Source organism: Pseudoalteromonas sp. N1230-9 (assembly GCF_032716425.1).
Lineage (GTDB): Bacteria > Pseudomonadota > Gammaproteobacteria > Enterobacterales > Alteromonadaceae > Pseudoalteromonas.
Map to the genome: position 1 here is coordinate 1,896,723 of NZ_CP090419.1, position 13,419 is coordinate 1,910,141.

General features: G+C 39.8%; 10 protein-coding genes. 3 read left to right on the forward strand and 7 right to left on the reverse strand.

Annotation, left to right across the window (positions count from 1 at the left end; all coding sequences use genetic code 11):
- Positions 1–186: 186 nt before the first annotated feature.
- Together sppA and ansA are read left to right on the forward strand one after the other, a co-directional pair.
- A complete protein-coding gene (sppA, locus tag LY624_RS08870; RefSeq protein ID WP_341802804.1) occupies positions 187–2,052 on the forward strand; it encodes a signal peptide peptidase SppA in 1,866 nt (621 codons plus the stop codon).
- Positions 2,053–2,110: 58 nt separating this feature from the next.
- Positions 2,111–3,121, forward strand: a complete 1,011-nt coding sequence (gene ansA, locus LY624_RS08875; RefSeq protein WP_054561413.1) for an asparaginase — start codon at positions 2,111–2,113, stop codon at positions 3,119–3,121.
- Positions 3,122–3,179: 58 nt separating this feature from the next.
- Here the strand turns inward: ansA and gndA are convergent, their stop codons facing one another.
- A complete protein-coding gene (gene gndA / locus LY624_RS08880) occupies positions 3,180–4,553 on the reverse strand; it encodes an NADP-dependent phosphogluconate dehydrogenase (protein ID WP_062569150.1) in 1,374 nt (457 codons plus the stop codon).
- 422 nt (positions 4,554–4,975) lie between these two features.
- Between gndA and pyk the strand changes: the two genes are divergently transcribed.
- Complete coding sequence (pyk, locus tag LY624_RS08885) at positions 4,976–6,409, forward strand: pyruvate kinase (protein WP_130149943.1); 1,434 nt, start codon at positions 4,976–4,978, stop codon at positions 6,407–6,409.
- Between the two features lie 70 nt (positions 6,410–6,479).
- Here pyk and LY624_RS08890 read toward each other — a convergent pair whose 3' ends face one another.
- From LY624_RS08890 to LY624_RS08915, 6 genes are all read right to left on the reverse strand, one after another.
- A complete protein-coding gene (locus LY624_RS08890) occupies positions 6,480–7,304 on the reverse strand; it encodes a LytR/AlgR family response regulator transcription factor (protein WP_130149944.1) in 825 nt (274 codons plus the stop codon).
- A complete protein-coding gene (locus LY624_RS08895; protein ID WP_062569153.1) occupies positions 7,305–8,375 on the reverse strand; it encodes a sensor histidine kinase in 1,071 nt (356 codons plus the stop codon). It abuts the gene before it with no gap.
- Positions 8,376–8,530: 155 nt separating this feature from the next.
- The gene (locus LY624_RS08900; RefSeq protein ID WP_062569154.1) at positions 8,531–10,087 is read right to left on the reverse strand and encodes a SulP family inorganic anion transporter; all 1,557 of its coding nucleotides are present in this window, start codon (positions 10,085–10,087) and stop codon (positions 8,531–8,533) included.
- A gap of 148 nt (positions 10,088–10,235) precedes the next feature.
- Positions 10,236–10,694, reverse strand: a complete 459-nt coding sequence (locus tag LY624_RS08905) for an Lrp/AsnC family transcriptional regulator (RefSeq protein ID WP_036968198.1) — start codon at positions 10,692–10,694, stop codon at positions 10,236–10,238.
- 96 nt (positions 10,695–10,790) lie between these two features.
- Complete coding sequence (locus tag LY624_RS08910) at positions 10,791–11,432, reverse strand: MBL fold metallo-hydrolase (RefSeq protein ID WP_341802805.1); 642 nt, start codon at positions 11,430–11,432, stop codon at positions 10,791–10,793.
- A gap of 1 nt (position 11,433) precedes the next feature.
- On the reverse strand, positions 11,434–13,230 hold the full coding sequence (locus tag LY624_RS08915) for a M14 family metallopeptidase (protein ID WP_341802806.1): 1,797 nt from the start codon (positions 13,228–13,230) through the stop codon (positions 11,434–11,436).
- Positions 13,231–13,419: the final 189 nt, after the last annotated feature.

The following is a 13,419-nucleotide window of genomic DNA, read 5'->3' on the forward strand; positions in this document are numbered from 1 at the left end:
TAACTGGTCTAACCTCTATAATAATTAGATTCTGCTGCAATAACTGTAAATAATCAACTTTTAGCATCTAATAATCTGTAGCAATTTGTTGATTTAAACACTCTGTTACTATTTAACAGTTAATTTTAAGATTATTCTGAGCTAAGATGAGTTAACTACTAAGTTGTACTGAATTAAGGATTTATTTTGCTAGCAAAGATATTTAAAGGCATTTGGGCAGGGATTAACTTCTCACGCCGATTGGTTCTCAACATTATTTTTTTACTACTAGTAATACTATTTATTGTTGCTATATCTAGTGAAGAAGACAAAGTAAAAGTGGCCGATGGCACTGTATTACGTCTAAACCTAAATGGACCAATTGTTGAAGAGAAAACCTATGTTGACCCTGTTGAAGCAGCTATCAACGATGCAACTATGGGGCAAGAAGTACCATCAGAAATTTTACTTGATGATGTCATTGAAGTTATTAATCAAGCAACCAAAGATGATCGTATCTCAGTTATGCTGCTTGATCTACAAAAAATGCCAAGTGCACATATCAATAAGTTAAAGCAAATAACAAACGCTATTGATGCATTTAAAGATGCGGGTAAGCAAGTTGTTGCAACGGGCTATTACTACACGCAAGCACAATATTATATCGCGGCTCATGCTAACGAGGTGTCAATGCACCCTTATGGTGGTGTAAGTATTGAAGGCTATGGCATGTTCCCACTTTATTTCAAAGATGCACTTGAGAAGCTTAAAGTAACACAACATATTTTCCGTGTAGGCACTTATAAGTCAGCCGTTGAACCATTCATTCGTAACGACATGTCTGAGGCTGCAAAAGAGGCAAACAATGTGTGGCTAACCGCACTTTGGAACGAATATAAAACAGACGTCGCTGCAAGCCGTCCATTCGATGAAAGCAATTTCGATGAAGATATGGATGTCTACCTTGCTAAAATGCAAGCCGTTAATGGTAACTCAGGTCAATATGCACTAAACAACCAATGGGTTGACTCTCTGAAAACGTCACAACAAATTCGTCAACAATTAATTGATGTAGTTGGTACTGAAGAAACAGGCAAAACCTTTAAACAGGTTAGCTTCCGTGAGTATTTATCGCTTGTGAAGCCACCTATTGAATTTGATAACCCAATCACTGAAAAAGTAGCTGTTGTCGTAGCTAAAGGAACCATCGTAGACGGTGAACGCAAAGCAGGTGAGATTGGTGGCGACTCTACCGCCGCTCTACTTCGTGAAGCGCGCCTTGATGACAAAGTAAAAGCCGTTGTGCTTCGCATTGATTCAGGTGGCGGAAGTATGTTCGCGTCTGAAGTTATTCGCGCCGAAGTATTAGCGCTTAAAGCTGCTGGCAAACCGGTTATCGCTTCAATGAGCTCAGTGGCAGCATCAGGTGGTTACTGGATTGCATCTGCCGCTAACGAGATTTGGGCTGCCCCTAGCACAATTACGGGTTCAATCGGTGTGTTCGGTACTTTCATGACGTTTGAAAATACCATGGCTGAATTAGGTATTTATTCAGATGGTGTGGCAACGACCGATCTTGCTGGCTTTTCGATTGCTCGCCCACTTGATGAGAAAATGGCCGATATCATTCAATTGAGTGTAGAAGATGCTTATCAGCGCTTCTTAAATGTAGTAGCTGAAGCACGTAACATGACACCAGAACAAGTGAATGAAATAGCACAAGGCCGTGTATGGATTGCGACCCAAGCAAAAGAACTTGGTTTAGTCGATAAACTAGGTGATAAGCAAGATGCTATAAAAGCAGCGGCTGAACTTGCTAAGCTGGCTCATTACGATGTTAAAACTATTAAACAGTCTTTAACTCCTCAAGAGCAAATGCTGCTAGATATCTTTGGTACAGCAGCTGTTAAGAGCTTCTTTGCTAAGTCTGACTCATCACAATCAGTACTGGCTACACAAGCTAACTTACAAAGCCTTATTAATCAGTTAAGTAGTGAAATTGATAACCTAAAAGATTACAACGACCCACAAGGTGTTTACGCTCGTTGTTTAGTATGCAACGTAATTCAATAACTTACTTCGCTAAGCAATTTTAGGTATACTAAGCCCAGTTATTTTACTGGGCTTTTTTATGAAACGTAAACGTATATATATCGCCTACACGGGCGGCACAATCGGGATGAAAAAATCAAGTCGCGGTTATGTTCCGGCAGAAGGTTTTTTAACCGAAACAGTGGTTAATAATGCAGAGTTTAATCGCGATGAAATGCCTTTGTTTGATATTCACGAATATTGCCCGCTCATTGATTCTTCAGATATGTCCCCTGCCCACTGGCAACTCATTGCTGACGATATTAAAAGTAAATACCAAGATTATGATGGCTTTGTAGTTTTGCATGGTACCGATACCATGGCCTACACAGCTTCTGCCTTGTCTTTCATGTTCGAAAATCTAACAAAACCTGTGATTGTGACGGGCTCGCAAATTCCACTGTCGCAGCTTCGTTCTGATGGCCAAGTAAATTTACTTAATGCAATGTATTTAGCCGCTAATTACCCAATTGCTGAAGTAAGCCTGTTTTTTAATAACCAACTGTTTCGTGGTAACCGTGCAACAAAAGCCCATGCCGATGGTTTTGATGCGTTTGCTTCACCTAACCTTGAACCTTTAGCATTATCTGGAATTAATATTCAACTTATCAAAGGGCAACTTAGCCCTTACGTTGATAACGAATTACAGGTATCGAATATTACACCACAACCAATTGGTGTGCTTTATCTATACCCTGGTATAAGCCCTAAAGTGGTAAAAAGCTTAGTTAATGATGACATCAAAGCACTTGTTTTACTTAGCTTTGGTGTGGGTAATGCCCCACAAGATCCAGCGTTTTTAGATATTCTAAATGACGCTAGTAAACGCGGTATGGTGATTGTTAACCTAACACAATGCTTAAAAGGTCAAGTGAACATGGGGGGTTATGCAACGGGTAATGCCTTATTAAATTGTGGTGTGATCAGTGGCTACGATATGACATTAGAAGCGTGTTTAACCAAGTTACACTACTTATTTAGTCAAAAGCTTGAAGTAGAAACAATTCGTCACTTGATGCAAGACAACCTGCGTGGTGAATTAAGCCGATAATCAATACAATTGAATACAAAAAAGGCACCAACTGGTGCCTTTTTTATACTTTTGATAATTAACGAACTTTTTCGTCAATCTCAACTAAGTCTGTTAAATGACAAATCTCACCACTGTGAGTTTTAATACCATGCTCACCGAAGTAGTCACGTTGTGCTTGAACAAGGTGACCATTACTTGGTGTTGTTAACGTCGCAATGTAAGTTTGTGTTGCTGTTAACACAGGGAACGCAAGACCAGATGCAACTGCTGCGCCTGTCACTTTACGTAATGCTGCTGATTCACGCTGCATAGAATCGATAAACTCTACACCTTCAGCTACATTATCTAAGTAATCTGCACGGATGATACAACCAGCGCGCCATGTTTGTAGCGTTTTCGAAAGGTCAACTTTCCACTGATGGGCACGAGACGCACCTTTGATAAGTGCTAAGCCTTGACGATAAGCAAGTAAACTTGCCAGTGTGAATGCATCTTTTAACTCATCCAAATCTAAATCAACTGAGTCAGTTGCTTTAGCAGCGTAAGTCATTTCTTTCGCTGCATGTGTATCACAAGTATTTGTTAAGTGACGAGCTTGTACAGCCGCCACTAATGATGGCACTGCAATGCCAAGTTCTAGCGCATTTTGTGCAGTCCATAGGCCAGTGCCTTTAGCGCCAACCTTATTATCGATTAAATCGACTAGTGGCTCACCTTCTGTTGTTTCAAGGCTTAAGATATGGCTTGAAATTGACAGTAAGTAGCTATTTAAAGTCCCTTCTGACCAGTCATTGAAAATATCAGCCACTTCTTTCGGTGAACGATTGGTGCCTAAACGCAGTAATTGGTACATTTCAGCAATTAACTGCATTAACGCATATTCAATACCGTTGTGAACCATTTTTACAAAGTGACCACTTGCAGATTGGCCTACACGCGCAAAACACGACTCACCTTTGTAGCTTGCCGCTACTTTTTCAAACCACGGCTCTACACGTTCCCAGCCGCCTTCTGAACCACTCGCCATCATAGCAGGACCATGACGCGCACCTTCTGCACCGCCAGAAATACCCATAGTGGCAAATTCAAATTTGTTTTGATATTTAAGTTTACGGCTAATGCCGTCTTTGTAGTTACTGTTGCCGCAATCTACAATTATGTCATCACAGTCAACACCTGCTTCTGCAAGCTCTGTACATACTTTATCAACCAATTCACCAGCAGGAACTAATAGTAAGATTGAACGAGGCGGTTCTAAGCGTCTAACCATATCATTTAAATCAGACACTATGTGTAAACGGTCTGCCAAACCAAGCGTTTTCGCACAGCTTAGTAACTCAGCACCCGCATCAGGGTTTTTATCATAAGCTACTAATGTCAGCCCTTTTTCAATCAGGTTGAGGGCAAGATTTTTACCCATAACGCCTAACCCTACTAATGCAACTTGCATTTAGTGTCCTCCTCGGTAACAACTATTGGTTAGTTAATCAAAATAATTACGCGCGCATTATACCCAAGCAGCCCAAAAATGCGAGCTTGTAAGCTAAGTTGATATAAATCATCAAAATCATGAAGCGACGTTATGGTCAGTATATCAAAATAACGCAGGCATCGGACCAGATTTTTATAATACCCTTTAAAAAGGTATGTGTATTGACGCTACCTGACACCGGTGTCATAATAACGTCATTGTTACTTTGTATATTACAATTTGATACAGACAGTCTGATTCTCATACGTAAGAACACTATTTTTACTTATGAGTTCTACAGCGTGCTTATGTATAAGCCAATTATAAATGGTTTAATTGCACGGCTTTTTAATAGATAACCATCAATTTGCTTAATTTAATTAAGCGCACAGGAGAATTTGATGCTAAGACGCACAAAAATTGTTGCGACCCTTGGACCGGCAACCGATCGCGATAACAACCTAGAAAAAATTATTCGTGCAGGTGCAAATGTTGTTCGTTTGAACTTCTCACATGGTGTAGCACAAGATCATAAAGACCGCGCTGAAGCGGTACGCAGCATTGCTAAGCGTTTAAGCAAGCACGTTGCTATTCTGGCCGACTTACAAGGCCCTAAAATTCGTGTCTCAACTTTCAAAGATGGTAAAGTAAACCTAGAAGTAGGCGCAAAATTTACTCTTGATGCAGAAATGGAAAAAGGCCAAGGCGACGTAAACGCGGTAGGTATCGACTATAAAGAGTTACCAAACGATGTTAAATCAGGTGACTTACTACTATTAAACGACGGCTTAATTCAATTAACAGTTGATAGCGTAGATGGTGCCCTAGTTCACACGACTGTTACTGTTGGTGGCGTACTTTCAAACAATAAAGGGATTAACCGTTTAGGCGGTGGCTTAACAGCCCCTGCTTTCACTGATAAAGACAAAGAAGATTTAATCACTGCCACTGAAATTGGCGTTGATTACATTGCTGTTTCATTCCCACGTAGTGGCGATGACATGCGTTATGTTCGCTCTTTAGCAGAAGCAGCTGGCTCGAACGCGCAACTTCTTGCAAAAATAGAACGTGCAGAAGCGGTTGAAACAGTTGAAGCTATTGACGATATCGTACTTGCTTCTGACGCTGTTATGGTTGCACGTGGTGACCTTGGTGTTGAAATTGGTGATGCAGCCCTTGTTGGTAAACAAAAACTTATCATTAGCCGTGCGCGCTCACTAAACCGTACTGTTGTTACAGCAACACAAATGATGGAATCAATGATCGATAACCCAATGCCAACCCGTGCAGAGGTTATGGACGTTGCAAACGCAGTACTTGATGGCACTGATGCCGTTATGCTATCAGCTGAAACAGCCGCTGGTGACTACCCCGAAGAAACTGTTGCTACTATGGCCCGCGTTTGTTTGGGTGCAGAATCTCAAAAAGAAACGCACGTCTCTAAACACCGTTTAGACAGCCGTTTTTCATCAAATGCTGAATCAATAGCCTTATCTGCTATGTATGCAGCTAATCATTTAGATTCTGTAAAAGCGATTGTGACACTAACAGAATCAGGCAGCACAGCTAAGTTAATGTCGCGTATTAGCTCTGGTCTACCAATTTACTCACTATCACGTCATGCAAGCACATTGGGTCAAACAGCTCTTTACCGTGGCGTTTATCCTGTATTCTTCGATTCAACAAAATGTGAAGATGACAGCATGGTTCGTGACGCATTAAACACACTGGTTGAGCTTGGTTCTCTTGTGGCTGGCGATACAGTGATCTTAACGCACGGTGATGCGATGGAAACAATTGGTGCTACAAACACAATGAAGATTGTAACAGTTTAAACTAGTACAATTACTCGTTAAAAAGGCGCATTTAATGCGCCTTTTTGACTTAATTAGTGTCTATTGTTAACTAGCTGGCCAGTGCTGCTTTTACTTTATCACGGTAGCTACGGCTCACTTTTAATTCTTGGCCGTTATCAAGCACTAATAAATATTCACCGCTTACTTGCGTTACAAGCTTGCTAATTTGCTTAGTATTTACAATAGCACTACGATGAACACGTACAAATAATTGCGGGTCGAGCTCTTGTTCAAGCTCTTTCATAGTTTTACGTAAGATATGTGTTTGTCCGTCTTGGCAATGTAGGCACATATAATCACCTGCCGCATCAACCCATTGAATTGTCACCACAGGCACACGAACAATCTCACCCTGCTCTTTTACAGCGAGTGATTCTGGGTAACGCCTATCTGCTAGGCTATCTCCTGTTGCTAATTTCTTTAAAATTTCTTCGCAGTTGTTACCTGTAATACCCGCAACAAAGCTCGCTAGTTTCTTCTTATGGGCGTTATCTTGTTGTGTCTTTAAATAGGTATGCACTTTCTCTACCGCCTGTTTTAGTCTGTTGTCATCGACTGGTTTAAGAATATAATCCAATGCATGAATTTCGAATGCTTTAACAGCAAACTGATCAAATGCCGTTACAAAAACAATTGCTGGTAATGGATTAACACTCTCGCTTAATGCTCGCGCGACTTCAAAACCATTCATGTTTGGCATTTGGATATCCAAAAATACTAATTGAATGTTACCAGATAAACACTCATCAATTGCTTCTTGTCCATTGCTACATAAACGAATAACTTCCAAATCGTCAAACTCAGAAAGTCGTACAGCTAAGCCTTTTCTGGCTAATGGTTCGTCATCAACAATCAGCGTTCTAATTTTGCTCATTTATTTAACAGCCTTTTCAAACGGAACACGCAGATTTACCTTTAATCCACTTGGCGTATTGTCAGAGAGTACAAACGAATAATTGTTCTCATAAAGTGTTTTTAGTCGGTCTTTGGTATTTGCTATGCCAACGCCTTGAGAATTAACCAGTTGGCCATTTATCAGCTCGGTACCAGGACCATTATCGCCTACTTCCAATAATAGTTCATTTGCGAAAACTTGTGCTTTTATATCAATCACACCACCTTCATTTAGTTGTGCAATAGCATACTTAATGGCATTTTCGATGATCGGTTGCAGTATTAAACTTGGCACTAGCGCTTCTTTTGCTTGCTCACTCACTTCAACATTTACCTGCAAACGTTCATCAAAACGTACTCTTTCAATTTCTAAGTACAACATTAAAGCATGTAACTCCTGCTCTAATGGGACTTTTTTGATTGGATCTGTGTTTAACGTATAACGTAAAAAGTCACTTAACTTAGAGACCATTAGATTTGCATCTTTGTTCTCTTTTACCAATATCAATGTAGAAATAGCATTAAGCGTATTAAATAAAAAATGCGGGTTTAACTGATAACGAAGCATTTTTAGTTGAGCTTCATGGGCCATTGTTGTTGCTTTTAACGCTTTTTGTCGCTCACTTTGTAAAAGCTGGTAATACTTAATTCCAAAGTACAAACCACTCCAACACAAAATGATATAGACAGAATCTAAACCTTGTTGAAGGTAATAAAACCACTCATTTGGCCTATAACCATGGCGATATATTTCCCATAAGTTAAACTTTTGTACTACTGCCCAAAGCGTTCCCGTCAAATAAGACGCACCAAAAACAACGAGCATTAATACCCATGGTGACGCGTTCCATACTTTCCTATACATATAGCGTAAAGGTATCGTCATTAAGCATCCTGCATAAGCATTCAAAACGATAACAAACACGTATATGTCACGCATTTCAAATACTTTTGAGCCTATATAATTTACTAATGCATAGCCAATCCAGCCAGCGATCTGCAGGACCCAGAAAAAACGTTGTCGATTATCAACTAAAGATTGCCAATTCAAAATAACGAGTTACCTTATATACTTATTTTTATTATACCGATAGTCACGAGAATAAAGCACTGCCGCCTATCTTGATTTTTTATAGCCTTACCGCATTCTTCAGGCATTAAAAAAGCGAAGACTACTACAGCCTTCGCTTTATCATTGCTTTATTTTTAAGCTAATTTATCTGAAGCCACTTTATAATTTGGATCTTCAATCACATTAACTTCAACAATATCACGTGCTTTATGAAGGAGTTGAATGCAATCAGGACTCAAATGACGTAAGTGTAATTGCTTACCTGCTTTCTTATATTTATCCGCTAGGCTATCTATGGCTTCAATTGCACTATGGTCAGCAACACGGCTGTGCTTAAATTCAATGATCACATCTTGAGGATCATTTTTAACATCAAATAATTCAGCAAAGTTTTTCACTGAGCCAAAGAACAATGGGCCATGCAGTTCATATACTTTTGAACCTTGTTCGTCTATGTAATTACTTGTGTAAATGTGCTTCGCATGCTGCCAAGCAAATACCAGTGCAGATACAATAACACCCACACAAACCGCTATTGCTAAGTCGGTTGCAACGGTTACACCTGAGACTAATACAATCACAAACGCATCTGACTTAGGTACTCGCTTCATCATTTTGAAACTTGCCCACTCAAATGTGCCTAAAACAACCATAAACATAACACCAACTAGCGCTGCTAATGGGATCATCTCGATTAAACTTGCTGCAAACACGATAAAAACAAGAAGCAATAAAGCTGCACTAATGCCAGATAAACGTGAACGACCACCCGAGTTTATATTGATCATTGATTGACCAATCATGGCACAACCACCCATTGCACCAAAAAAACCACAGGTTACATTGGCAGCACCTTGACCTATACACTCTTTATTACTGTGGCCGCGAGTTTCTGTGATCTCATCAATTAAAGTGAGTGTTAATAATGATTCAATTAAGCCAATTGCCGCTAGGACTAATGCGTAAGGGAAAATAATTTTAAGCGTTTCTAAATTGAAAGGCACCATAGGAATATGAAATTCAGGTAAGCCACCTGCAATAGTCGCTTGCTCGTTACCTGTCATGCCTTTTAGAAAATCAAGTACCGTGCGCGCTTCTAAATCCAGACCAATGACTAAACCTGTCACGGTCACAATCGCAACAAGCGAAGATGGTACTGCTGTTGTGAGCTTTGGCAAAAAATGAATAATAGCCATAGTTAATGCAACTAAACCAAGCATAATATAAAGTGCTTGACCTTCCATCCACTGCTGACCGCCCATGCCATCCGGTACTTTAAACTGCCCTAACTGCGCTAAGAAAATAACGATTGCCAAACCGTTTACAAATCCCAACATCACTGGATGTGGCACCATGCGGATAAATTTACCGAGCTTAAAAACACCCGCTAAGATCTGCAATATCCCCATTAATAGTACAGTGGCAAATAAATATTCTACACCATGATCTAATACTAAACTTACCATCACAACTGCCAGTGCGCCTGTAGCACCTGAAATCATGCCTGGACGACCACCGAAAATAGCCGTTATTAAGCCAACAATAAATGCAGCATATAAACCGACTAATGGTTCAACGTTAGCAACGAAAGCAAATGCAACTGCTTCTGGTACTAATGCTAACGCTACAGTCAGGCCTGATAAAATATCGTTTTTAGCAGAGCTGGGGGCTTTGCTGAGTAAGTTAAACATTAAGATCCTCTTTCTTATGAATGCATTTTGGCAAGGCGCAGAATTCTAGCAAAAACTCGATACGTTAACAATTATTAACAACAAAACGGCTAGCACCATAAAATGCTAGCCGTTTTTTGAAAAAGACTAAGTGTAGTAAATAAAAGAATTAAAGTGGTAACGACGTACTACGTTTAACACACGTCATTGTAACATTCGAATGTACTTCTTGAACGAACTCTAGATTCAAAAGGTTGTCACGAACAAACTGCTCATAACCTTCTATTCCTTTTGAAATGATACGCAACATAAAGTCCATTGTCCCCGCCATACTATAACATTCAGTGACTTCATCATAACTCATGATCAAACGTTCAAATTCAGCAAGATTTGTTCTGCCGTGGTTAGACAAGCGAACGTGGGCGTAAACCAACATATCAAAGCCAAGCTTTTTTTCGTCGAGCAAAGCAACTTTACCTTTGATATAGCCATCCTGCTCAAGCTTCGCGATACGACGCCAACATGGAGATTGAGATAAACCAACTTTATCGGCAATTTCTGCCGTTGATAAGCTAGCATCTTGCTGTAACAATGCCAAAATTTGGCGATCTACTTGGTTTAGAGACATTTTATTTCTTTTTCTTTAAAGTTATTGGTTAAATTATACTACTGATTTAAAAATCAGTCTGCTCATTTTCAATTATTTATGCAAAAAAATGCAATTTTAGCCATAGCGTCCACTAATAAATGGGTTTGTTTTTCGTTCATGGCCTACGGTCGTATTCGGACCGTGCCCCGGAAGAATTTTAACGTCATCTGCTAGACTCAAAATTTCAGACTTAATAGATGCAATAAGTTGCGCACTGTCCCCTTTAGGAAAATCTGTACGCCCTACTGAGCCTTGAAAAATTACATCACCAACGAAAACTTGCTCTGATGCATCATGGTAAAAAACAACATGCCCAGGAGTATGCCCAGGGCAGTGGCGAACTGATAAACAAGTCTCTCCAACATAGATTGTGTCACCATGAGCTAACCATGCATCTGGATAAAATGGCGTAATCGGCGCAAAACCAAACATTTTCGCTTGCATTGGTAACGAATCAAACCAAAACTTATCATCAAGATGTGGCCCAATGATTTTTACACCAAATTTATCAGCTAGTTGTTTCGCTGCACCAACGTGATCAAGGTGACCATGGGTTAAAAAGATAGACTCAAGTTCACACCCTAATGTAGAGAGCTCTGCGCTTAGTTTATCGGCGTCCCCGCCAGGGTCTATCAATGCCGCTTTATTGGTATTTGTACAAACAACAATACGACAATTTTGTGCAAAGCCTGTTACTGGAACTGTAACAACATTCATTTTATTGCTCCATTGAAGGTTGTTCAAAAGCCATTAAAATTGGATACTGCAAATAAGCCTGATCATAAAATGGTGATCGCTTGTATAGCCAATTAAGTCGTGCTTCTGGGTCTTTAGCAAAGGCTTTATCTTCACGGACCTTTTGATCAAACTCTAGCGCAAGCTCTGGTTGCTCTTGTAACATTTGCTTTGCGTAAGGTATCAAAGCATAGTTTTCCATATACTCAGTGCGCTGAAAAATAGTATTGAACTCTCCCCATGCAAAGAATGAATCAGGTGCTTCAGGGTGCAGTAAATGAGTTGCTAACTCTGAGTATGGCTGATTTGTTGATACCTTATACCAGCCAGCTACATCAACATCATTGATACTCTTGTAATCGAAGCTTGCTTCAACTCGAAAACGTCCTTCAAAAGGCACGTTAGCAAAAGTATAGTCTTTTACCGAAGCCTGTGTTAACGATTTAGGCCCAGTGTCGTTAACACGCAATACTTCGACACCATGTAGTTTTAATTTACTAATAATTGCACTATAAGCTGGCGGAATATAAAAGGCGCTAGGCACATTAACTGTTTTTTTAACGATTTTTTGCCAGTAAATAGGCAATGCATCATAACTTTCTTCTTCACCAAGATAAGCTACTTCCGCTTGCCCTGATAATTCACTTTTACTACGCGTATATTTAATTCCTTTAAATACCAGTGTATCTAGTTCTGTAGCATAGCTGCGCTCAACCACCAGTTGCGTAGGTTTAAATTCACGTTCTTTTTTAACCGCAGCTTGTAACGCTTGATTATTTTTTGCGAGTGCATCAATTGCACCATCTAAAAACACATAAGTGCCAAGTACACGCTGTTTATAAGGCTTCAAAGAGTGATTCTCAACTAAAATACTCGGTAAAGAGCGTAAATCACCCCAGCCGTTTGAATAACGGGGGGTTGCGACCCAACCGGCTAATCCCTTTTTAAAGTCACGTTTATCCATAACAAAAACTAACGGACCAGGGATATGCCCCATTTTTGTCAATTTAGCATCGATAATTGGTTTGAACATTGTATCAAGTGCTTCTGAAACACTGGGTGATTCACTTGAAAAAACAGGATTATAGCCATACGTTACATCATACTGATAATCAGCGCCGTCAGTGACATGCACATCGACATAGAGATCGGGTTTGAACGTATTAATAACCTTCAAGACACCTCGCACTTCTGGGGTATCTAACTTAGTGTAATCTCGATTAAGGTTTAAATTTAAACCATTGGTTCTAAAGCCCATTTCAACGGGGCCACGCTGATTTATACGATTGAATTGGCTACTTCTTTCATGTCCATCAACATTTAAAATAGGAATGAAGAGTATATTCACTTTACTCAAGATATCACGGCGCTTGCCTGTTGCAATGTCACGCAGCAGCATAAACATGGCGTCTTTGCCATCAATCTCACCACTGTGTATACCTGCTTGAATAAAAATTGTTGGCTTAGCATCAGACGTTAACTGCGCTGCATCGAACAAACCTTGCTCATTCGCCACTAACATTTTTATCTTACGCCCTGCACTGCTTGTTGCTATTGTTTGTACTTTAAACTGTGTGGGGTTGGCAGCCACAAGTCTATCAACAAATGCCATGGTATCTTCATAATTTGGCGAACGCATACCGCCACTTAATTCAAAATCTGTAGTTAATGGACCTTTTTCTTGCATCAAAGTCACACTTTCACCTTGCCAAGGTTTTAAGGGTGGTAAGTGACTGTCCATGGTCACAGCAGCAGATAAAAACATTAAGCTAGCAAACATATTACTCTCAGGTGCGATACTTATTTAATTAGAAGAAATTATAACAACTAATCTGAAATGATTGCGTAAACTGCGGTGATTCAACAAAAAAATGGAGCAAATGACATGCGTATATAATTATTTCGCAAAGAAATGTTTTGAGTTTGAGATCAAAAAAAGGAGCACAAGGCTCCTTTTTAAAACTTTTAT